This is a genomic window from Shewanella sp. SM87, assembly GCF_025653705.1.
Classification (GTDB): domain Bacteria; phylum Pseudomonadota; class Gammaproteobacteria; order Enterobacterales; family Shewanellaceae; genus Shewanella; species Shewanella oncorhynchi.
This window is the reverse complement of sequence record NZ_JAKKSC010000017.1, coordinates 1-21,599: the sequence shown is the minus strand read 5'-3', so window position 1 is coordinate 21,599 and position 21,599 is coordinate 1. Positions and strand designations below refer to the sequence as shown.

Here is a 21,599-nt window from a genome sequence, read left to right as displayed (position 1 = left end):
GGCGACACTTAAAAACAAATACAAGCGAAGATCATGTACATATTCACTTTCTACCCTAAATGATTTTTGCTATCGTAAAAATTAAAATACACATCAGTGTGTTACAAGTTATGTTTCCTGTAGCTTGATGTGAAATTATGCGCATGCGCACTATACAAATGTTGAGTTTATTTGGGGTTACGCATATGAAGATAGAGATAGGTACGGACGCAGATTACCATCAATGTATCGCAATTAAACATGAATACTTAAAGTGTCGTGATGCATTTGAACAATTTCGGCTGTCGGCAGAGAATTTAATTCTAACTGGTCATGATAAATACAAGTCTTATCGCACATACAATTCCTATTCATACTTTATACACCATCTGTACGAATTTCTCTTAGCTTGCCACGGAAGAGATTTTGAAAATAAAGATATTACCGACAAGAAAGGTCCTCAGAGAAATCTGCTCATTGACTCCTTAATTAGTGAGGACGCATATCGTGTAGTAAAAGCAAGAATTGATCGTATTAAGCGCGGAAAAGCTCCGAGTTATGAAAATGACATCTCTTACTATGAAAAGCTACTGCCCATACCTGACTTGTTTGCGCAAGAATTTAGGATATATCGCAACAAGCTATCTGGCCACGCTTCTTATGAGCGAACTAAAAATCTAAACTTAACAGAGTTCTACACAAACTATCATTCTTACTTGTACCTTATGTTTGTCGATATAGGTGAATTCTGGGGGCGGCAGGGAGATGAGTTTCCCGAGCTTGAAGATGTCACAAGTTTTATGCATGCTATGGCACGTAGATAAACTTAACAAACACCTCAAGAGGGCTGACAATTAGCGTTATGATAGGTTTTAAATCATATCCAAAACGAAAAGGAACTTACATGGCTTTTGAAGATAACACGATTAATTATATAAAAGATTATATAACAAACCATATCGCTGATTGGGACTGGCATAAATCTGAATTTGATTTTATTAGCGATACAACTTTGCGTGATCGTCTGGCCGATGAATTTATATCTGCAAGATACATATACAAAATGTTAGAGGGAATGAAAGCTGATGGTTGGTTACTTCAGGCTCAAATACGAATTCAAATACTATCCTTTGCTTCTATATATGAAGCAGTTATACATCACCTTCTCTTTGAAGAACTGAAAAAGCGAACCGAAGTTGTTGGATTAACAGAGTTCAGTACAAAAAAAAGAATCTCTATCCCTGAAAGTAAATTAGAGCAACTCAAGTCTGCCTTAGAACACGATGGAAAAAATATAATACCGACCTATGAAGGCATTGGAAAAACTGACGTCACGAAGGTACGATTTGATAAAAAAGCTGAATGCGCCTTCCAATTGGGGTTAATTGAGGAATGGCTTAAAGATGAGTTAATTGAGATCTATGAAGCTAGAAATGCTATTCATATCCATGCAGAAATTAGAAAAAGTCTAGATTACCAACTAGAGCTATCTAAAAACGCATATCGTAGAATGCGACCTTTCATTGATCAAATTAGACATAACTTGTCTAGTATTGCAAAAGAAAACGTATAAAAAAATCAACGCGGACTAATAAAGCTTGGCTAGTTCTATAAGTGGCATGGGCACCTTCTCGCTACGTATGCTTAGCTGTTCTTAAAAAAGATCAAAAGATCGGACAGACCTTTTACTCCTTAACAATTGACCAACCACGCTATAGCCTAAGGAATACACTCCCCCCTCGGAGTTGCCGCAGGGCATTAGCGTTCGTTGCGTGATCGAGGCATGGATGCCGAGATAGCGTCAATCGAATCAGGGACGAGCGTCTGACGCGATAGCATAAGGACGCTTAATGCCCAAGGGGCTTTCAACTCCGTTGGGGACGCCGGGGGATATCCAAAAGGGGAACAGGCGCTTTTCCCCTTTTGGTCGGGTGTGGGGTGAAGCCCCACGACTTTGACTTTGATTCTGCGTTTAGCTTTAGCTAAAGCTAAAAACGCTTGGCCTAGCATTTGCTTATCTACCACGGCGCATTGGCAAACAGACGACAAAGCGCGATGACGCCATTATGGATAAGCCAAAATAATAGGGAGCACCCGATCTGCCATGAAATCCACCATAAGAGCCATGAAAATAACCTTAGATGACCTTACAGGGCCAGAGATAGCGGCTTTGCTGCAGGAACACCTCAACGATATGCGGGCAACCTCACCGCCTGAAAGCGTTCACGCATTAGATCTTGACGGCCTGCGTCAGCCCAATATTCGCTTTTGGACCCTGTGGGATAGTAATAATCTCGCGGGCTGTGGTGCACTAAAATGGTTAGATACCGAGCACGCGGAGATCAAATCCATGCGCACCGCCGCGCCCTATAAGCAGCAGGGCATAGCGTCTAAGATATTGCAGCACTTGATTAACGATGCCAAAAGCGCTGGTGTCAAACGCCTGAGTCTAGAGACAGGTTCGATGGACTTCTTTAGCCCAGCTCGCCTGCTCTACAGCAAATTTGGCTTCGAAAGCTGCGGCCCCTTCGACACCTATCAACTCGATCCCAATAGCGTGTTTATGACGAAGAGAATCTAAAACACATGCGCCTTAGTCTTTGAAATTCATCTCTAAGGCGCTTTGCTGCAGTTAAGTATTCGCTCGCTTAACTACTGATGCAGTTCTGTGCCCGTTCCACCAATGGATAATAAACCCAAGCAACAGCCCCCAAAATGCGCTGCCGATGCCCAGCACACTAAAACCTGATGCCGTGACCAAAAAAGTGATCACTGCCACTTCGCGATCTTCCGTTTTAGCTAATGCGGCGGTCAGGCTATTGGCGATAGTGCCGAGCAGGGCTAATCCGGCGATGGCCAGGACTAATTCCTTCGGGAAAGCGGAAAACAGACCAACCACAGTGGCACCGAGTAACCCAGTGATAAAGTAAAATACCCCGCCCCACACCGCCGCCCAGTAACGGGTCGCGGGATTTGGATCGGCCTCTTTACCCATGCAGATGGCCGCTGTGATGGCGGATAAGTTAAAGGCAAAACCGCCAAAGGGGGCGAGAATAACCCCGATGAATCCTGTGCTCGTGATCAAAGGCGAAATAGGCGGCCTGTAGCCATTACCGTGCAGCGCAGCAACGCCCGGCATATTTTGCGATGCCATAGTCACCACAAACAGCGGTAATGCCACGCCAATCACACTCGCCAACGAAAACTCAGGTGTAGTCCACACGGGCATCGCCAGTTGCAACTGAACGGCATCTAGCTTGAGCAAATCTAATTGAAAACTCATGCCTATGCCCACCAGCAACGTCAGCAAGATGATGTAACGTGGTGCAAAAGGCTTAACGATGACAAACACCAACAGCATGATCAATATCAGACTCAGCTGGGTTTGCATCGCCTGAAATAGCCCTAGCCCAAATTGCAATAAGATCCCCGCCAACATGGCGGAAGCGACTGACTGCGGCATGATACGGATAAGCTTATCCATCCAGCCCGCAACACCGCAAAGGGTGATTAGAATTGAACTCACCAGAAAAGCGCCTATGGCTTGGTTTACGCTCAACCCTGCAAGGCTGGTCACCATCAGCGCTGCGCCCGGTGTCGACCAAGCCGTTAGAATAGGATTCTTGTAGTAAAGCGATAACCCTATGCTGGTTACGCCCATGCCCACACCTAAAGCCCACAGCCATGAACTGATCTGTGCTGGTGTCGCACCCACAGCCTCCGCCGCTTGAAAGATGATCACCGCCGAGCTGCTATAACCCACTAATACCGCAATAAAACCCGCTGATATTTTTGATAAACTCCCTGCATCTCGCCACATATCCACTCCCTTTTTCTGCAATTAGTGTCGCCATTACTTTGTGCGCTATAACTTATAAAATGAACAAGATAGCCTTTGTGCGTTATAACGTACGAGATGGACAAGATAACACCTGTGCGTTATAACGTACAAACTAAATTTTCATAAAAATGATGGGGCCATTGTGCAGACGATAAACAGCTATCTCGCCACCACGCTTAAAGCACTTCGCAACCAAAAGGGATGGAGTTTAGATAAAGCCGCCCAAGAGACGGGCGTTAGTAAGGCCATGATAGGACAAATCGAGCGCGGTGAATCAAGCCCAACCATTGCGACGCTATGGAAAATAGCCAGTGGATTCAATATCTCGCTGTCGACCTTTCTCGAACCCACACCCCAGAGCCAAGGCGCAGTATTCCGTAAGCCCGACGAGTTACGCCAACAACCCGCCACCGACGGCATGCTAGTCGCCTCACTCTTCCCCTTTGAAGAGCGCTTCGGTTTTGAGATGTTTGAACTCACCCTGCTGCCACACTATGAACGGCTTTCTGAGCCCCATGAAACGGGTGTCACTGAGCATGTCATTGTCTTGAGCGGTACTATGGAAGTGCTAGTCGATGGCGAGTGGCAAACACTCAACCAAGGTGAAGCAGTACGATTTGCGGCCGACAAACCCCATGGCTATCGCAATCTAAACGAGCAAGCCGTGGTATTCCACGACATCATTCACTATCAACGAGCTAATGTGTCTAGCCTCTAACTATTTGTCTAGTGCCAGTAATGCAGAGTTCGAGTACCAACAACGCCAAAGACCAAACCATTACTACCGATAATCTGCAGCGCTTGCACTCGCCAATTCATTAGAATAAACTTATTGAAAATTTTCTAATGGTAGGGACAATGCTATGTTTCAATCTTTACTGGCTAAGTTATCCGGCAGCCACTCGGGCGAAAAATGTTGGCAATTGATTGAACAAGGCGCACGGGTGATTGATGTGCGTTCGCCGGAGGAATTTGCCTCAGGTCATTTGCCCCAAGCCATTAATGTGCCACTGCCAACACTCGACCAATGGTTACACCAAGTCGACAATAAACAGCATCCATTCGTGCTCTACTGTGGCGCAGGGATTCGAGCACAAAATGGCTGCGACATTCTCAAGGCCAATGGCTTTAGCTGCGTGGTGAATGGTGGTTCGCTTAAAGATTTAGTCTGCTGCCAGCCGAGCTAATTTAAGCCTTGGTTGTACGGCGCTAATCAGGCCAGTCTGTACATTGTGATGACTTAAATATCTGCGAGGTGGTGTATGCATAAAACAAATCATGCCAAAGCGTTACAGTTTGAAGCCACACAGGGTAACACTGCTGAAAAGCCGCTTGAAACTGAGCGCCATGCACGCTTTAGCATCAGTCGTAATCGCGACCAAGCCAGCACTAAGGTGCGTTATGTTGAGACAAGCACCCTCACCAAAGGCTGCAGCCTTTGCGAATAAACAGCTAAGCGTGCCACTTAAAACTAGCCGCTCGAGTCCAGCCGCTCAAACCTACCCACTTAAGCCAAGCGTGCATAGCTGAAATGCACATACAAAAATGCCAGCCTATTAAGGGCTGGCATTATTTATTCAGCTAAATCAAATGACTCAGCTAATCAATGGGACAATTAAGCTTTCAGCTGATCGATACTGTGTTTCGCTTCGCCCATGCCTTTGTCGTGAGCTTCAGGGCCCATGTTCAACGCTTCGGCGTAAACAACTTCAACATTAGTGATACCCATAAAGCCTAAAACCGTTTTCAAGTAAGGTACAACATGATCCGTTGGGCCATCTTTGTGAGCGCCGCCACGGGTCGTCACCAACACAGCGCGTTTACCTTCCACTAATCCTTTTGGACCTGTTTCAGTGTAAGTAAAAGTCACACCGGCACGGGCGACAAAATCGATCCAGTTTTTAAGTTGAACCGGTATCGTAAAGTTGTACATAGGTGCAGCGATAACAATCGTATCGTTCGCTTTTAATTCAGCGACTAAGGTATCTGATAAGGCGAGCATTTCTTGCTGACGTGCCGATAATTCTGCACCACCGCGTAACCCAGAAGCGATTTCACCGTCTACCATAGGCAGTACGTCTTTACCGCCTAAATCACGCACTGTAATAGCGGCGCCTTGGGTTTCCCAGTGACTCGCTAAGTGATCAATTAACACGGCAGATTGTGAATAACCGCCAAGAATGCTTGATTTTAAAATTAAGACTTTAGACATAATCTGCTCCGAAAATAGGTAAATGACTCAGAGTCAGATGGAATATCTCAACTCTATGACGCTAGTGTATTAGCCCATAAAAAAGAAATAAAGCGGATAAAATCTGAGATTAGCTTCGATTTTTTAGAAAGGTTATACGTCACCTTCGACGTACAGATACACTAAGTTGTTTTCGACGCATTCATGCTTTCGACGTACTAACATACAGGCCCTCAAAAACCGCACACAGTGCATTCATACAATACAATTGCACTTCCAGCTTCACCTTAACTCTGCGCCCCCTTTGTAACGGGCTGAGATCCACATCTGGCCATTGTACTTTTACCACAGGGTCACAAGTCACAGGAGCAAGATAACGAATATGGGCATCGGCGAGCACAATATCACCCGCCACGCCCACCAACTGTTGATTTAGCCACACTGCACCCCAGCCCGTTAAGGTCATCAAGGTATAAATACTGCCCGCAAACATGGTCTGATGCAGATTAATATTGGGCATCATCGGCGCTGTGACTCGAAATTCTCCCTCGCTGTAATCGAGTGGCACTATCTGCATAAACTCGCTAACGGGGATCGTACTGTGCCAAGTCTGGCGTAATTTAATGAGTAATTGATCCATGTGTATTCTCTTAATACTCCCTTGCTACAAGCGACATTGATTATGCCTAGCACCCCATCACCTAGACCCCTAGATAAACATCACGATAGAAGCTACACCTGCAGATTAAAGGTCACTGGGCCATCATTGACTAAGGACACTTGCATATCGGCGCCGAACTGTCCGGTTTCTGTATGAACGCCCTTAGCGCGGCAGAATGCGACAAACTCTTCATACAAGCCTAAAGCTTGTTCCGGCGTACCCGCCCCTGAAAAACTCGGCCTCAAGCCACGACCCGTATCGGCAGCCAAGGTAAATTGTGACACGACTAACAAAGACCCACCGACTTGTTCTAGATTGAGATTCATTTTGCCATTTTCATCGGAAAAAACGCGATAACTCATGACTTTAGTCGCCAACTTTTCCATCTTCTCGCGGGTATCTTCTTGCTCGACACCGAGCAGAACCAACAAGCCTTTATTGATTTCACCTAGGGTTTGGTTATCAACCACTACACTGGCGCGACTCACTCTTTGAATTAACGCAATCACAACTTTTCCTTTTAGATTAAGGCTTAACGGGAACCATTTGCGGCATTAGCGGGAGCGGGCGGATATATAGCTCTACGCCATCAGGCAAAGATTGTACGACCTGCGCTAAGCCGCCATTAGTCCACAGCATAAAACGACGTAACTCTTCTATTTCAATACGGTCGGCAAAGGTCACTGTACCTTGCACTTGAATCACTGCGCCTTGGTCCAACAACACAAACTTGGCAAAATTAAGCTTCTGATTCAAGGTGCCAATCACGGCAGGCAACTCTTGACTGGCCTGCAATTGCGGATGCACTGCATAGAAGCGATTCATTAAAATACGGTCAATGCCCGCCGAATTGATACTCGGCTCAAGCAAGAATTGGTTATTGCCAAACTGCACAGCAACTTTAGTCGGCGCAACTTGGGTGGCCAGATAATTTGCGTTAATCAGTGCTTGGTACAAGCGATCAGCGGCAGTTTCATTGGTCAACCCACCGAGTTCAACAACTTTGGGCGCGACAGGGGCACTCACGACCTCCTGAGTCGCCACTGGGTCAATCGCGCTGGTTTGCGAGGGCGCCGTAGCGGCACAGGCGGTTAATCCGAGTAAACTGGCACTGATGAGCAATGTTTTCATTGTATTTCCCTTTGATGTATCCACGACCACATAGCATGGATTTCTGCTGTGACCGCCAAAAACAGAGACTCACTATTGAGCATATGTCCGCCATCGACAACAGATTGAATTGTAATAGCATGCTCCAACCCAGCCAAAAAATCGCGTAATAGCGTCGCTGGGCAAATCGCATCCTGCATTCCTTGCAATAACACACTACGCGCCTTCACTCTAGGCGTCACGCGCTGTAACACATTCATGGCATTGAAGTAATTATGTCGAGCAAAGTGTAACTCGATATTGGCTAATGCTAATACGGATTCGGGTAACAGCCTTGGTAACACTAACCTCGCCCCCGCAAGCTGCAACTCCCACTGCACCCAACGCCGCGCAAAATGGTATCGCACATTTTCATCGGCCGATGCCAAACCTTGATGGTACGAATCCAGTAATTCAATCAGCGATAACTGAACCGGAAAAATGTCATTGAAGAGTCGATAAGCCGCAGGTTGCAATTTTGCAGCGCCGTCAGCGCCATAGAGCCAGTCGAGACCTTCTTTGGATGGAATAAATAACGCCCACAGTACCTGTGCAATCACCCGCTCTGGGAATAATCCGCTGTAAATTAAGCCTAATGTGGCCCCAAAAGAGCCACCTGCTAAACACCAACGCTCAATACCCAATGCGAGGCGAATCGCCTCAATATCGCTAATCAAACCAGTGAGATGGTTGTTGACTAAATCGCCAAAGGGTAAAGATTGTCCAGAACCGCGTTGATCTAAAAGCAAAATCCAATATTGATCGCCATTAAATAAAGCTAAATCACCGATATCACAACCCGCTCCTGGACCGCCGTGCAAATACAGCAGCGGGATACCTTGTGGATTACCGTATTGCGCCAGATGCAATTGCTGACCATTGCCAACGTTAAACCAGTCGCGACGGATAAAAGATGGGAAGGATTCAGGCATTCAGTGTCATCGCCATTAATAATCCTCTAATGGGGTCATTCAGATTTAGCCACCGCCTTGAGTGCCGTCACCTCAGCCGAAGTTAACACCGCAGCGGAATTATCTTGAGAGGCATTTTCTAGGGGCTTAGCATTCAGAGCGGTTTCGTCATCATCTGAGCTCGACTCATAATCTAAATACTCAGGCATAGCGGCGGTAATTTCCGCGCCGAGTAATACTATCATCCACGATAAATACACCCAGACAAAGATAATGGGGATCACGGCTAAAGCACCATAAATCGCTTCATAACTCGGAAACTGAGTGACATACAAAGCAAAGGCTTTTTTGCCTAACTCAAACAAGATTGCGGCAACAATCGCCCCTAATAGTGCATGTAAAAACTTCACTTTTTGATTAGGCACCACCATATACAACAACAAAAATGCCGCCACAGAGAAAAGCATAGGTAAACGCTCAAGAAACACAGGCACCACACCCGACAACTGACCGTCAAAGACCTTCAATGACACCACGTAGGAAGTGGCGACCAAACTGGCCCCCACCAATACCGGGCCCAAAGTGATGACCATCCAATACATAGAAAAAGCCACCACCACTGAACGCTTCTCTTTAGTGCGCCAAATGTTATTAAGCGATTTATCAATGGCAGAAATCAGCAAAATGGCAACCACGACTAAGGCCGCAATCCCGACCGCAGTCCCCTTAGAGGCATTGGCCACAAACTCATTGATATACACTTGCACTGTGTCGCCAGCGGCGGGTAAAAAATTCTGATAAACGAAACCTTCTATCTGTCCACGTATCCCCTTAAATACCGGAAAAGCTGACAGCATAGACATAGTCACCGCCACCATAGGCACGAGTGACAACAGTGTGACATAGGCTAAATGTCCGGCGCGGATATTGATTTGATCTTCAACTAAACGCCGTCTCAAATGCAGCAGGAAGTGCCAGATCCCGAGGAATAAGGCGCGAATTTGTGCCAGTTCTATCTTCTTAGTCACGGGTTTCTCTTGATTCTGTTGGTATAGACTCGTTATCTTCGTACAATAAACACTTAATTTACAAGTCTAAGGAGTGAATTGATGCCTCAACAAGGATCTGCAGGTAACGTTATTTCCGCTATTGCTAGCCTATTTTTTCCTGGGCTAGGCCAATTATTGCAAGGCAGAATAATGGCCGCACTGTTATTTTTCATTATCACAGTGGTGGGTTATGCCCTCTGGTGGCTGATTGTGCCCGCGGTAATAGGTGCTATCTTTCATCTGTGGAGCATTATCGATGCGGCGCGATTTAAAGCCGATTAATTAATTTCATTCAGCGACGGAACACCCAATGAAAAGACTGATAGCTTCAGGGCTGATTGCCACAAGTCTCCTGCTTAGTGGTTGCCAGAGTGCCTACTACGGCGCAATGGAAAAGGTCGGTTACCATAAACGCGATATTATGGTCGACAGAGTTAAAGATGCGAAAAAATCCCAACAGGATGCTCAAAAAGAGTTCAGCTCAGCCCTAGAAGAAATGCAAGCGCTGCTCAATTACAGTGATGGCAACTTAGAAAAAGCCTATAGCAGAGCCAAAGATGAATACGAATCGGCTCAAAGTGCCGCCGACAACGTCAGCAACCGCATCAATAAAGTCGAAGATGTAGCCGAAGCCCTGTTCGATGAGTGGCAAAATGAAATTAGCGAGATCAGTAAAGCTAATCTACGCCGCAACAGTGAAGCTAAACTCAAAGAAACGCGCCGCGCCTATGAACAATTGATCAAAAGTATGCGCCGTGCCGAGTCAAAAATGCCGCCGATACTCACCGCCATGAAAGACAATATGCTGTATCTCAAGCATAACTTGAACGCCCAAGCCATTGGTGCGATTAAAAGCGAATTTGCGAGTCTGCAAACCGATATTTCTGGCCTGATTAAAGAGATGAACACCTCGATTAACGAATCGAGCAAATTTATCGAAGCACTCGAAAAATCAAAAAATTAATCCAAATGCCCCACTGAACTCCTAAGCCCTAGCAAAATAAATTGCTGGGGCTTTTTATTCTTTGTGTGACCTCGCACGCTGTCCCTGCAAGCCATACTTTATTTGTGCAAGACTAAAACACTTAGCTTTGTGAGCTATGGCGCGCTTTAATTGATTGATAGCGCGAATCTTAGATCTGACGCACAATTTCACTTATTACTCAAAAACTTATCCTCAGTTCACCACTCAGAGCCTGTACTTGTAACTTATTAGCTGTATTCATCACTATGACTTTTATCGAATCACTCACGCTGATGTTGGCACTCATGTATCTCGCCTCCCTCAGCTATTGGAGCGGCCAGAAATGGGGCGCGGTCGCCACACTGTTGCTCAGTATCGGTGCGGTGGCAATGAGTCTTTATTGGCCACTGGCTCTCGGGCTTCTTATTGCACTACCACTGATGCTACTTGGGCATAAATTTGCGCCTGATGCACTCAAGGGTGAAATTAAAATCAATACCCTTCGCGAAGGGACTCAACATGTCTTAGCGCTATCGCTCTTGCTGGTTGCCATACAATACACAATCAATACCGTACTGCTTAAGCAAGGAATCACGCCTTGGCTAATGCGCCCAGACGTAGTCGATGCCTTTTTACCGATTGCGGGTGGCATTGAGCTTAAAGCCATTATCAGCCTCAATTTGTGGGATCAAACCCATCCTGCGGCAGCAGTCATGCTAGCGGCGGTATTACTCACAGGTTTACTCTGCAAGCGGGCATTTTGCGGTTGGGCTTGCCCATTAGGTTTGGCAGGGGAATACCTGTATTCCTTTAGAAAACGCTTTATTAAATCAGAGCTTACACCACCCGCTTGGCTAGATTGGCCACTGCGAATGTTGAAATATCTATTACTCCTAGCACTTTGCTACATAGTCATTGGTATGCCAGCACAATCCATCCCCCATTATCTTGAAGGTAATTATCATAAGATTGCCGACTTGAAGATGGCATTGTTCTTCCTAACACCCAGCCTAATCACGCTACTGGTATTTGCGCTGATCCTCGCTTTAGCGGCATGGCGTCGTCAGGGATTCTGCCGTTACTTGTGTCCCTATGGTGCTATGCTTGGGATCTTAAGCTTTGCAAGCCCATTAAAAATTCGCCGCAATACCCAGCACTGCCTTATCGAAGCAAAAGGGATGAAATGCGACAAGTGCACCCGCGCTTGCCCAGCAAACATCATAGTGCACACTAAAACCACGGTTCGCAGTGACGAGTGCCAAGCCTGCATGCGCTGTGTCGCGGCTTGCCCTAAATCCGCCGCCCTCGGCCTTGGACTGAAATCCGGCCACAGGCTAGGTCATAAGGGATTGCTCGCATTAGTGCTTATCGCATTATTTATCCTACCGCTGGGCGCTTACTTAGCAGGTTTCTGGCATAGCCAAACACCAGACAACATCCGCATGGAATTGATCCAAGTGATTAATAGAATTGGGCACTAGATAATATCCCCAAAGCATACTGCAGATAATGGCTTACATCGCTCTCTGCAGTATTTTTAATATATACGTCATAAAATTGATTACAATCAGGCAACAGCTAGACTTTATCGCAGATAATATTCCTATACGGATATTAGGAAAATGGTTTTATGTTCCCCAACGGAGCTAACCTATGCGACCCGACCGACAGCAATTGATCCATTCGTTATTTGACGAATATATTGAGATGTATGCCTCCCGTGATGACAGGCTAACTCGTCGCTTTAGTGATAACTTTAGCGGCTATGCAGGGAGCAGTGATCAGCTTGTCACCAGCAGAGAAGAATGGGTGCTAATCACTCGTCAGGACTTTGCACAAGTGCCTGAGCGAATCCACATCGAAATGTTAGATCTTTCTTTACAAGACCTTGCCGACAACCTCGTGGTTGTGACTGCCTTTTTTCATATCCACTTACCGATCCCTAATCCTATGCTTTCCCGCGAGACAGCACGGCTAGTGTTGATATTTCACCGAGAAAACAACGACTGGATGATTGTCCACAGCGGCATATCCATCCCCTACGGCTTAGCCCACAAAGGGGAAATTTACCCGATTGCGCGATTAGAGGAACGTAACGTCGAACTTGAATCCATGATCACAGCTCGAACTAGTGAACTGGCAGAAGCCAATAGGCAACTTGAAATACTCAGCAATACCGACGGTTTAACCAATATCGGCAATCGCCGCCTATTTGACATGATGTTACAAACGGAGTGGAGTCGGGGACAAAGGAGCAATTCCTCACTGGCCCTCATCATGCTCGATATTGACCACTTTAAACAATTTAACGATCACTATGGGCACCTCGCCGGAGACGATTGCCTTAAACAATTAGCGAGTACACTGTCCCAGTCCGGTCGCAGAGCGGGCGAATTAGTCGCTCGCTACGGCGGCGAAGAATTTGTCATTCTATTACCAAATGTCGATAATCAAACCGTACTTGAGACAGCACAGCACATCCATCAACTGATCCAAGCCATTGCCATTCCGCATGCAAATACCGACCTTGGGATTGTAACAGTGAGCGCAGGCGTCGCCTATCTGCAACCCTCTAACAAACAAAATGCTTTAGAACTCGTTCGCCAAGCGGACGCCGCCCTCTACCGCGCAAAATCCGCAGGGCGCAATTGCATACGGGTGATGGATGAGGACTAATAATACCCATTACTCAATTTATCCCAACAAAAAGCCCTGCACAGTTTCCTATGCAGGGCTTTTTAAACCGATTGACTCACCTTAAGGGCGTGTCACCTGAATTAACAGGCTGGCATTAACCGCGGTTAAAGCGCTTACGATCGTTTTCAGTCAAGTGTCTCTTACGAACACGAATGTTCTTAGGCGTTACTTCAACTAATTCATCATCATCGATGAACTCAAGCGCTTGCTCAAGTGTCATTGTGATTGGCGTAGTCAACACTTGGGCTTCGTCAGTACCAGAAGCACGCATGTTGGTCAGCTGCTTACCTTTCAAACAGTTAACTGTCAGATCGTTTGAGCGAGCGTGAATACCAACCACTTGGCCTTCGTATACTTCAGCGGCATGGCCGATAAAGAGACGACCGCGATCTTGTAGACCGAACAGTGCGAAGGTCAATGCCTTACCCGTTGCGTTAGAGATCAATACGCCGTTAGCGCGTTGACCGATATCGCCACCTTTATGTGGACCGTAATGGTCGAATGAGTGATAAATTAGACCAGTACCAGAAGTCGCAGTCATAAACTCAGTTTGGAAACCGATTAAACCACGGCTTGGGATGATGAAGTCGATACGTACACGACCTTTACCATCAAGCTGCATGTCTTTCATTTCAGCTTTACGGGTACCTAATTTCTCGATTACTGTGCCTTGATCTTCTTCTTCAACGTCAACAGTCAAGGTTTCAAATGGTTCACACAGTTCACCGTCGATAGTTTTCAGAATAACTTCTGGACGTGATACGGCTAACTCGTAACCTTCACGACGCATGTTTTCAATCAAGATTGATAAATGCAATTCACCACGGCCAGATACACGGAAGCGATCTGGACTTTCTGTTTCTTCAACACGCAGTGCCACGTTGTGGACTAATTCTGTTTGCAGACGCTCCAGAATGTTACGTGAAGTCACATACTTACCTTCTTTACCTGCAAAAGGTGAAGTATTAACTTGGAAAGTCATGGTCAGAGTAGGTTCATCAACAGTCAAAGGTGGCATAGCTTCTACTGCACCAACGGCACAGATAGTGTCAGAAATTTTCAGCTCGCCTAAACCAGTGATAGCAACGATGTCGCCAGCGTTAGCAATTTCAACTTCAGTACGGTCTAGACCCATGTAACCTAATACTTGGCCCATTTTACCGTTACGAGTTTTGCCATCAGCGCCAATAATAGTCACTTGTTGGTTAGTTTTAACGCTACCACGCTTGATGCGGCCGATACCGATAACACCCACGTATGAGTTGTAGTCGATTTGCGAAATTTGCATCTGGAACGCGCCTTCGGCGTCAGCATCTGGGAAAGATACTTTTTCAACGATAGTTTGGAACAGCGGCGTCATATCATCGCTCGCTACATCCGGATCTAAAGTTGCAAAACCGTTTAACGCAGAAGCGTAAACGATCGGGAAATCTAACTGCTCGTCAGTTGCACCTAAGTTATCGAACAGGTCGAATACTTGGTCAATAACCCAATCTGGGCGTGCACCTGGACGGTCAATTTTGTTGATAACAACGATTGGCTTTAAGCCTTGAGCAAACGCTTTCTTCGTTACGAAGCGAGTTTGTGGCATTGGACCGTCAACGGCATCAACTAGCAATAATACTGAGTCAACCATAGACAGAACACGCTCAACCTCACCACCGAAATCGGCGTGGCCTGGGGTATCAACGATGTTAATACGGTAGTCGTTCCACTTGATGGCAGTATTCTTTGCCAGAATCGTGATCCCACGTTCCTTTTCAAGATCGTTGGAGTCCATCACCCGCTCAGTGGCTTCTCCTCGGGTTGCAAGGGTGCCTGACTGTGACAGCAACTTGTCTACCAGGGTCGTTTTGCCATGGTCAACGTGTGCAATAATGGCGATGTTACGTAAATTCTCTAGCACGGATAAACCTCTTACCATCAAACAAAAATAGGGATATTTCAGTAATTCGTTATGGTGATCTAGCTCGATCTACCACAATAAAAAGCGTGCCATTCTACTCCAGAGCGGCCTTGGCGCACAGGATTATTTTTGAACACTTATAAAACAATCCGCCAATCCTTGGGTAATTTCCGCCAATCATCCACTGAGTGAAATCCTCTGTAGCCAGAGTTAACGCTCTGTTTAATTGCCATATTCATAGGAAAAATCCGAGTTAAGCAGCTGAATTTGCTATTTTTCGTATTCAATGTTAGCACTGCTAATGTCGATTTAAGCATCAGCAAAATCGACTTAGACACAGAGAAATTACCACGTGAACACACTGCAATAAATTCTGCGGCACACTTAATCTAACGTTCATGTTGGCGTTTACACCCGATGGCATTAAGACTCACTTCATTGTCACGGGATACCTTTTACGCATCACTGATTTCACTTGGCCTGTGAACAGCAAAGACATTTCGCACATGAGAACGAACTCTTTCCTAATAATATGATAATAAACCACTATTGGATTGATAATGCGTGGCATAGTTGGACAGACTAGCGTGGTTTTATGACAATTATGCGGCGGTTATGCGGTGGTAAATAGTCCCGTGCAGTGCTGCAAGTATGTGCGAGCTTCACAGAGGCGGTACTTACTGAGATAGTGAAAGCCAAAGCATTATTGCCATCTCAGTGCCATATAAGCGGTGCATGTTATCGCTGTGCATCCCAGCTTAAGGTTTGCATGAATCAATTCAGTGCGCACCAAAATGGAGTAATGCACCAAAATGCCACAGACAAAAGCACTATTATGGTGCACACGCGAATCCAATTAAGTGCAGCAAAGATTTTAAACCATGTTAATCAGTAAGTTAAATTATTGGCATGGATATCGCTATATAGCTCGTAAGTTTGGCTCAAGATAAATCACTTGAGTTAAAAGATTATAGAAGGGGCATCCCTTTACCCTACCGGAGGCTTGAGAATGTCAGTTGAATCAGTTTTAAAGCAACTTGAAGAATTAGAAGTTAAGTTCGTTGATTTACGTTTTACCGACACTAAAGGTAAAGAGCAGCACGTATCTATTCCTTCTCATCAGGTAGATGCTGATTTCTTCGAAGACGGCAAAATGTTTGACGGTTCTTCTATCGCAGGTTGGAAGGGCATTAACGAATCAGACATGGTACTGATGCCAGATCCAACGACATTCGTACTGGATCCTTTCACCGAAGAAACCACAGCGCTGATCCGTTGTGACATTCTTGAACCCGGCACTATGACAGGTTACGACCGTGACCCACGTTCAATTGCTAAAAAAGCAGAAGCTTACCTGATCTCTACTGGTATCGCTGATACTGTATTGATTGGACCAGAACCAGAATTCTTCCTATTTGACGATGTCCGTTTCGGTACTGACATGTCAGGTTGTTTCGTTAAGATCGACGCTAAAGAAGCGGCTTGGAACTCAGGCACTAGCTACGAAGGCGGCAACACAGGTCACCGTCCATTTGTTAAAGGTGGTTACTTCCCAGTTGCACCGGTTGACTCATCACAAGACCTACGTAGCGCTATGTGTTTAGTGCTCGAAGAAATGGGCCAAGTGGTTGAAGCGCATCACCACGAAGTGGCGACTGCAGGTCAAAACGAAATCGCCACTCGCTTCAACACCTTGACTAAGAAAGCGGATGAAATCCAAATTCTGAAGTACGTAGTTCACAACATGGCACACGCTTACGGTAAGACTGCGACTTTCATGCCTAAACCCATCGTTGGTGACAACGGTAGCGGCATGCACGTTCACCAATCTCTGGCGAAAGACGGTGTTAACTTGTTCGCTGGCGACAAATACGCAGGTTTAAGTGAAACGGCTCTGTACTACATCGGTGGTATCATCAAGCACGCTCGCGCGCTGAACGCTTTCACTAACCCAAGCACTAACTCTTACAAGCGTTTAGTGCCACACTTTGAAGCACCTGTTATGTTGGCCTACTCTGCCCGTAACCGCTCTGCATCAATCCGTATTCCAGTGGTACCAAGCCCTAAAGGCCGTCGTATCGAAGCACGTTTCCCTGATCCACATGCAAACCCATACTTAGGTTTCGCAGCGCTACTAATGGCGGGTCTTGACGGTATCCAAAACAAGATCCACCCAGGTGAAGCGATGGACAAAGATCTGTACGATCTGCCTCCAGAAGAAGCGGCTGAAATCCCACAAGTGGCAACGTCATTAGAAAACGCCCTTGAAAATCTGCAAGCTGACCATGAGTTCCTGACAAAAGGCGGCGTGTTCAGTGAAGATTTCATCCAATCTTATATCGTACTGAAAACAGCAGAAGCTGAGCGCGTAGCACGTACAACTCACCCACTTGAGTTTGAAATGTACTACAGCCTGTAATGGCTATCGCTATACAACCGGCTCGCTTTATGTAATTGATACAGAAAATATAAAAGCCTCGATAGCAACGCTATCGGGGCTTTTTGTATTTTGAAGGTATATACAACTTTTATTCTGATTCAATCATCGCGTTGTTCTCTAAATAGGCATCATCGCCAACCACTCTTTTATCATTCAGAGAAGGCACGCCAGACACCGCGACAACAGCAACAATAGAGATAGATGGTTAAAAACCGATCTAAACTAAACATGGATGCAGCAGAAAAACCACCTATATAGTCGGAAGTTAACTACCGCGCCATTATTGTTAAGTGTCCACGCTTTATTCAACTAGGCTGGGTATTCTCAGGGGCAAAATCTACCAGTTGGGCAGGTTCGCCTGACTCAAATGACGCAAATGGTACGCCATCTAACACGCGCTCATTTTTAAATACACGGATTTCAGAATCAGGTAACTGCGTCATCAGTAATGACAAGATAATGTGCATCTTATCCAATGGGCAATGAAGACGAATACTTGCACGTAAGCCCATTGTTCGTACATCCGATTGGCAGGCAATAAATGGACGATTCCGCGTTATCTTAATCAAATGGCGATGCCCATTTTTTATAGGACTCTCGTAAGTTGTCTCTACATTTTTAAAACCAGTAAAGAAAAATGCCCCCAGAGCCATTCCACCTACACCAACCAGCGCTGCTGGGCCTAAAAAGGCCACCCCGACAATACAAACCACCACCCCAAACCAAGCCAGCCCCCGCACTACCGCATAGGCTGCATCCGGAATAGCATCATGATAGGTGGTAACTAACCCCTCGGTGGTGAGCCGATAATGGTACTGTTTGTCTGCAAACCAGAGGTAACGAGCAGATAAGCACATAATTAAAGCCATGATGATTAACCCTATACCCAAGCTAGTATCGCCAGATAGCAAATAGCACCCTATAAGTGCTAAGCAACCACACGGGATCAGGAAGGTTAACCAAAATAGACCATAGACAGTCGCCACCCGAATATCCCACTCATAAAGCGTGGGCGCCTCACGCACCCGCTGCTGACGTAGCTTATTGAGCCGGCTTTGCTCCTCTTGGGGTAATTGCAGGTACTCAGTGCGCGGCAGGTCTTCATACCGACTGTCGTCCAACGGTTGTGTCTCTTGCTCTGTCGACGCCAACTGCAGCGGCGCTGCTCTCTTATTCATATAGCTATTCCTTTGCTGTGCCCACGGACTGCACGGTCATCGTTAACCTATCCACACAGCTCGTACTTAATGTCTTCTCACTCTTGACGATCTTGCCGCTATAAGGCCTGTTAGCATCTTGGTGGCAAAGCTGCCACTGATGACACCGAATCTCACGCCAATAACAGGCGCGAAAGAAAGCGTTAGACGGCATGGGTATTCTCAGGGGCGAAATCTACCAGCTGGGCAGGTTCGCCTGACTCAAATGACGCAAATGGTACGCCATCTAACACGCGCTCATTTTTAAATACACGGATTTCAGAATCAGGTAACTGCGTCATCAGCAATGACAAGATAATGTGCATCTTATCCAATGGGCAATGAAGACGGATACTTGCACGTAAGCCCATTGTTCGTACATCCGATTGGCAGGCAATAAATGGACGATTCCGCGTTACCTTAATCAAATGACGATGCCCATTTTTTATAGGACTCTCATAAGTTGTCTCTATATTTTTAAAACCTGTGAAGAAAAATGCCATCACGGCAAAACCACCCGCGCCGACTAAGACGGCCGGGCCTAAAAAGGCCACCCCGACAATACAAACCACCACCCCAAACCAAGCCAGCCCCCGCACTACCGCGTAGGCTGCATCCGGAATCGCATCATGATAAGTGGTGACCAGCCCCTCTGTGGTGAGCCGATAGTGGTACTGTTTGTCGGCCAACCAGAGATAGCGCATAAATGGCCCAAAAATCATCACTATGATGAGAAAATAATACCATTGTTCAAATCCATACCAGCGTGTCACCAACCCAACTAGAGCCGTAATCCCGCACGGAATAAGGACCATGATCCACCCCATGCCATACACAGTCGCCACCTGAATATCCCACTCATAAAGCGTGGGCGCCTCCCGCACCCGCTGCTGACGCAACTGATAGAGCCGGTCTTGCTCCTCTTTGGGTAATTGCAGGAACTCACTGCGCGGCAGGTCTTCATACCGGCTGTCGTCCAATGGGGGGGGCGCTTGTTCTGTTGACGCCGACGGCTGCACCGTTGCTTTCTTATTCATTTAGTTATCCCTTTGCTGTGCCCACCGACTGCACGGTCATCGTTAACCTACCCACACAGCTCGTACTTAATGTCTTCTCACCCTTGACGACCTCGCCGCTAAAGGTCTGTTAGCCTGCATCCAGATAATGGTCGTAATTAGCGCCAGTAACAGGCGCGAGAAAAAACGTTAACTGGGCAGGGGATTCTCAGGGGCAAAATCTGACAATTGGACTGGTTCGCCGTCACGGGTGCCAACTTTAGAGAGGCCAACTATTCGTTCATTTTTCAATAAAAAGAGTTCCGACCCCGGTAATTGCTTCATCAGTAGCGACAACACTTTATGCATATCTTCGGGATGACAATAACAGTCGAGATTTGAATAATATCCGAAATAAAACCTGTCTGTATCACACGATATATATGGCCTCTTGTGGGTCACTTTTATCATATGGGGGTGTCCACGCTTGATAGCACTTATTGAGGTGGTTTCTACATTTTTAAAACCAGTAAAGAAAAATGCCCCCAGAGCCATTCCACCTGCACCAACCAGCGCTGCCGGGCCTAAAAAGGCCACCCCGACAATACAAACCACTACCCCAAACCAAGCCAGCCCCCGCACTACCGCGTAGGCGGCATCCGGAATCGCATCATGATAGGTGGTAACTAAACCCTCGGTGGTGAGTCGATAATGGTACTGTTTGTCGGCCAACCAGAGGTAGCGGATAAATGGCGCAAAAATCAATGCCATGAAAAAAAAACCATACCATTGGTCAGACTCATACCAGTGTGCCACCAAGCCAATCAGCACCATTATACCGCAGGGAATAATGACAACGAGCCACCCCATGGCATACACGGTCGCTACCTTAATATCCCACTCATAGAGGGTGGGCGCCTCACGCACCCGCTGCTGACGTAGCTTATTGAGCCGGTCTTGCTCCTCTTGGGGTAATTGCAGGAACTCACTGCGTGGCAAATCTTCATACCGGCTGTCGTTCAACGGTTGTGTGTCATGCTCTGTCGACGCCGACTGCTGCGGCGCTGATCTCTTATTCATATAGCTATTCCTTTGCTGTGCCCACGGTACTGCATGGTCATCGTTAACCTACCCACACGGCTCGTACTTAATGTCTTCTCGCTCTTGACGACCTCGCCGCTAAAGGTCTGTTAGCCTATATCCAGATAATGGCCGTAATTGGCGTCACCCTAGCACAAACAGACCTGTCAGCATCTTGGTGGTAAAACTGCCACTGATGGACACCGAATCTCGCGCCAATAACAGGCGCGAGAAAAAACGTTAACTGGGCAGGGTATTGTCAGGGGTAAAATCTGATAGTTGGGCTAGTTTGCCGTCACGGGTGCCAACTTTAGAGAGGCCAACTATTCGTTCATTTTTCAATAAAAAGAGTTCCGACCCCGGTAATTGCTTCATCAGTAGCGACAACACTTTATGCATATCTTCGGGATGGCAATAACAGTCGAGATTTGAATAATATCCGAAATAAAACCTGTCTGTATCACACGATATATATGGCCTCTTGTGGGTCACTTTTATCATATGGGGGTGTCCACGCTTGATAGCACTTATTGAGGTGGT

General features: G+C 46.4%; 22 protein-coding genes and 1 pseudogene. 11 read left to right on the top strand and 12 right to left on the bottom strand.

Going from position 1 to position 21,599, the window contains the following annotated elements; all coding sequences use genetic code 11:
* Positions 1-185 precede the first annotated feature (185 nt).
* The 3 genes from L5M11_RS14295 to L5M11_RS14285 all read left to right on the top strand — a co-directional run bounded on the left by L5M11_RS14295 (position 186) and on the right by L5M11_RS14285 (position 2,560).
* Positions 186-803 (top strand): hypothetical protein, encoded by a 618-nt coding sequence (locus tag L5M11_RS14295; RefSeq protein ID WP_263192549.1) that lies wholly within the window; start codon positions 186-188, stop codon positions 801-803.
* A gap of 80 nt (positions 804-883) precedes the next feature.
* Complete coding sequence (locus L5M11_RS14290) at positions 884-1,552, top strand: hypothetical protein (protein ID WP_220777856.1); 669 nt, start codon at positions 884-886, stop codon at positions 1,550-1,552.
* Positions 1,553-2,083: 531 nt separating this feature from the next.
* Complete coding sequence (locus tag L5M11_RS14285; protein ID WP_263192547.1) at positions 2,084-2,560, top strand: GNAT family N-acetyltransferase; 477 nt, start codon at positions 2,084-2,086, stop codon at positions 2,558-2,560.
* A gap of 51 nt (positions 2,561-2,611) precedes the next feature.
* On the opposite strand, the gene L5M11_RS14280 is transcribed toward L5M11_RS14285, so the two are convergent.
* Positions 2,612-3,799, bottom strand: coding sequence for a benzoate/H(+) symporter BenE family transporter (locus tag L5M11_RS14280; RefSeq protein ID WP_263192544.1), 1,188 nt, complete (start codon positions 3,797-3,799; stop codon positions 2,612-2,614).
* A 163-nt stretch (positions 3,800-3,962) separates the two neighbouring features.
* Here L5M11_RS14280 and L5M11_RS14275 point away from each other — a divergent pair, with 163 nt between their 5' ends.
* From L5M11_RS14275 to L5M11_RS14265, 3 genes are all read left to right on the top strand, one after another.
* Positions 3,963-4,538, top strand: coding sequence for a helix-turn-helix domain-containing protein (locus tag L5M11_RS14275; RefSeq protein WP_263192542.1), 576 nt, complete (start codon positions 3,963-3,965; stop codon positions 4,536-4,538).
* Between the two features lie 145 nt (positions 4,539-4,683).
* Complete coding sequence (locus L5M11_RS14270; RefSeq protein ID WP_131524018.1) at positions 4,684-5,007, top strand: rhodanese-like domain-containing protein; 324 nt, start codon at positions 4,684-4,686, stop codon at positions 5,005-5,007.
* Positions 5,008-5,082: 75 nt separating this feature from the next.
* Entirely contained in the window at positions 5,083-5,268 is a 186-nt protein-coding gene (locus tag L5M11_RS14265; protein WP_263147802.1) for a hypothetical protein, read from the top strand.
* Between the two features lie 167 nt (positions 5,269-5,435).
* Here the strand turns inward: L5M11_RS14265 and azoR are convergent, their stop codons facing one another.
* The 6 genes from azoR to L5M11_RS14235 form a co-directional block, all read right to left on the bottom strand.
* Positions 5,436-6,032: an FMN-dependent NADH-azoreductase gene (gene azoR / locus L5M11_RS14260; protein ID WP_105251130.1), complete on the bottom strand. Its 597-nt coding sequence runs from the start codon at positions 6,030-6,032 to the stop codon at positions 5,436-5,438.
* 181 nt (positions 6,033-6,213) lie between these two features.
* Positions 6,214-6,651, bottom strand: coding sequence for a thioesterase domain-containing protein (locus L5M11_RS14255; protein ID WP_263192539.1), 438 nt, complete (start codon positions 6,649-6,651; stop codon positions 6,214-6,216).
* A gap of 92 nt (positions 6,652-6,743) precedes the next feature.
* On the bottom strand, positions 6,744-7,181 hold the full coding sequence (dtd, locus tag L5M11_RS14250) for a D-aminoacyl-tRNA deacylase (protein ID WP_131524019.1): 438 nt from the start codon (positions 7,179-7,181) through the stop codon (positions 6,744-6,746).
* Between the two features lie 16 nt (positions 7,182-7,197).
* A complete protein-coding gene (locus tag L5M11_RS14245) occupies positions 7,198-7,803 on the bottom strand; it encodes a hypothetical protein (RefSeq protein ID WP_263192538.1) in 606 nt (201 codons plus the stop codon).
* A complete protein-coding gene (locus tag L5M11_RS14240; RefSeq protein WP_263192535.1) occupies positions 7,800-8,753 on the bottom strand; it encodes an alpha/beta fold hydrolase in 954 nt (317 codons plus the stop codon). The genes L5M11_RS14245 and L5M11_RS14240 overlap by 4 nt, the downstream gene beginning before the upstream one ends.
* A 35-nt stretch (positions 8,754-8,788) precedes the next feature.
* Positions 8,789-9,760, bottom strand: coding sequence for a virulence factor BrkB family protein (locus L5M11_RS14235; protein WP_212600263.1), 972 nt, complete (start codon positions 9,758-9,760; stop codon positions 8,789-8,791).
* Between the two features lie 81 nt (positions 9,761-9,841).
* Between L5M11_RS14235 and L5M11_RS14230 the strand changes: the two genes are divergently transcribed.
* From L5M11_RS14230 to L5M11_RS14215, 4 genes are all read left to right on the top strand, one after another.
* The gene (locus L5M11_RS14230) at positions 9,842-10,063 is read left to right on the top strand and encodes a hypothetical protein (RefSeq protein WP_263192534.1); all 222 of its coding nucleotides are present in this window, start codon (positions 9,842-9,844) and stop codon (positions 10,061-10,063) included.
* A 28-nt stretch (positions 10,064-10,091) separates the two neighbouring features.
* Positions 10,092-10,745 carry a DUF2959 domain-containing protein gene (locus L5M11_RS14225; protein ID WP_173497437.1) on the top strand — a complete coding sequence of 218 codons (654 nt, stop codon included), beginning with the start codon at positions 10,092-10,094 and terminating at the stop codon, positions 10,743-10,745.
* A gap of 266 nt (positions 10,746-11,011) precedes the next feature.
* Entirely contained in the window at positions 11,012-12,226 is a 1,215-nt protein-coding gene (locus L5M11_RS14220; protein ID WP_105251123.1) for a 4Fe-4S binding protein, read from the top strand.
* Between the two features lie 172 nt (positions 12,227-12,398).
* On the top strand, positions 12,399-13,421 hold the full coding sequence (locus tag L5M11_RS14215) for a GGDEF domain-containing protein (protein WP_263164366.1): 1,023 nt from the start codon (positions 12,399-12,401) through the stop codon (positions 13,419-13,421).
* Between the two features lie 115 nt (positions 13,422-13,536).
* On the opposite strand, the gene typA is transcribed toward L5M11_RS14215, so the two are convergent.
* Positions 13,537-15,348: a translational GTPase TypA gene (gene typA, locus L5M11_RS14210; RefSeq protein ID WP_105251119.1), complete on the bottom strand. Its 1,812-nt coding sequence runs from the start codon at positions 15,346-15,348 to the stop codon at positions 13,537-13,539.
* Between the two features lie 1,009 nt (positions 15,349-16,357).
* Between typA and glnA the strand changes: the two genes are divergently transcribed.
* The gene (glnA, locus tag L5M11_RS14205) at positions 16,358-17,767 is read left to right on the top strand and encodes a glutamate--ammonia ligase (RefSeq protein ID WP_113941334.1); all 1,410 of its coding nucleotides are present in this window, start codon (positions 16,358-16,360) and stop codon (positions 17,765-17,767) included.
* A gap of 326 nt (positions 17,768-18,093) precedes the next feature.
* Here the strand turns inward: glnA and L5M11_RS14200 are convergent, their stop codons facing one another.
* The 4 genes and pseudogenes from L5M11_RS14200 to L5M11_RS14185 all read right to left on the bottom strand — a co-directional run.
* On the bottom strand, positions 18,094-18,966 hold the full coding sequence (locus tag L5M11_RS14200; protein WP_263140797.1) for a hypothetical protein: 873 nt from the start codon (positions 18,964-18,966) through the stop codon (positions 18,094-18,096).
* A 182-nt stretch (positions 18,967-19,148) separates the two neighbouring features.
* Positions 19,149-20,021 (bottom strand): hypothetical protein, encoded by an 873-nt coding sequence (locus L5M11_RS14195; protein WP_263140799.1) that lies wholly within the window; start codon positions 20,019-20,021, stop codon positions 19,149-19,151.
* Positions 20,022-20,189: 168 nt separating this feature from the next.
* Positions 20,190-21,059, bottom strand: a complete 870-nt coding sequence (locus L5M11_RS14190; RefSeq protein WP_263140800.1) for a hypothetical protein — start codon at positions 21,057-21,059, stop codon at positions 20,190-20,192.
* A gap of 240 nt (positions 21,060-21,299) precedes the next feature.
* A pseudogene (locus L5M11_RS14185) lies at positions 21,300-21,599 on the bottom strand (hypothetical protein); the annotation flags it as partial.

What these genes read in the sequence shown, in the direction of transcription:
- L5M11_RS14295 (WP_263192549.1), top strand. Translation starts at nt 186, where the DNA reads ATGAAGATAGAGATAGGTACGGACGCAGATTACCATCAATGTATCGCA.
- L5M11_RS14290 (WP_220777856.1), top strand. Translation starts at nt 884, where the DNA reads ATGGCTTTTGAAGATAACACGATTAATTATATAAAAGATTATATAACA.
- L5M11_RS14285 (WP_263192547.1), top strand. Translation starts at nt 2,084, where the DNA reads ATGAAATCCACCATAAGAGCCATGAAAATAACCTTAGATGACCTTACA.
- L5M11_RS14280 (WP_263192544.1), bottom strand. Translation starts at nt 3,799, where the DNA reads ATGTGGCGAGATGCAGGGAGTTTATCAAAAATATCAGCGGGTTTTATT.
- L5M11_RS14270 (WP_131524018.1), top strand. Translation starts at nt 4,684, where the DNA reads ATGTTTCAATCTTTACTGGCTAAGTTATCCGGCAGCCACTCGGGCGAA.
- L5M11_RS14265 (WP_263147802.1), top strand. Translation starts at nt 5,083, where the DNA reads ATGCATAAAACAAATCATGCCAAAGCGTTACAGTTTGAAGCCACACAG.
- azoR (WP_105251130.1), bottom strand. Translation starts at nt 6,032, where the DNA reads ATGTCTAAAGTCTTAATTTTAAAATCAAGCATTCTTGGCGGTTATTCA.
- L5M11_RS14255 (WP_263192539.1), bottom strand. Translation starts at nt 6,651, where the DNA reads ATGGATCAATTACTCATTAAATTACGCCAGACTTGGCACAGTACGATC.
- L5M11_RS14245 (WP_263192538.1), bottom strand. Translation starts at nt 7,803, where the DNA reads ATGAAAACATTGCTCATCAGTGCCAGTTTACTCGGATTAACCGCCTGT.
- L5M11_RS14240 (WP_263192535.1), bottom strand. Translation starts at nt 8,753, where the DNA reads ATGCCTGAATCCTTCCCATCTTTTATCCGTCGCGACTGGTTTAACGTT.
- L5M11_RS14230 (WP_263192534.1), top strand. Translation starts at nt 9,842, where the DNA reads ATGCCTCAACAAGGATCTGCAGGTAACGTTATTTCCGCTATTGCTAGC.
- L5M11_RS14225 (WP_173497437.1), top strand. Translation starts at nt 10,092, where the DNA reads ATGAAAAGACTGATAGCTTCAGGGCTGATTGCCACAAGTCTCCTGCTT.
- L5M11_RS14220 (WP_105251123.1), top strand. Translation starts at nt 11,012, where the DNA reads ATGACTTTTATCGAATCACTCACGCTGATGTTGGCACTCATGTATCTC.
- L5M11_RS14215 (WP_263164366.1), top strand. Translation starts at nt 12,399, where the DNA reads ATGCGACCCGACCGACAGCAATTGATCCATTCGTTATTTGACGAATAT.
- glnA (WP_113941334.1), top strand. Translation starts at nt 16,358, where the DNA reads ATGTCAGTTGAATCAGTTTTAAAGCAACTTGAAGAATTAGAAGTTAAG.
- L5M11_RS14200 (WP_263140797.1), bottom strand. Translation starts at nt 18,966, where the DNA reads ATGAATAAGAGAGCAGCGCCGCTGCAGTTGGCGTCGACAGAGCAAGAG.
- L5M11_RS14195 (WP_263140799.1), bottom strand. Translation starts at nt 20,021, where the DNA reads ATGAATAAGAAAGCAACGGTGCAGCCGTCGGCGTCAACAGAACAAGCG.
- L5M11_RS14190 (WP_263140800.1), bottom strand. Translation starts at nt 21,059, where the DNA reads ATGAATAAGAGATCAGCGCCGCAGCAGTCGGCGTCGACAGAGCATGAC.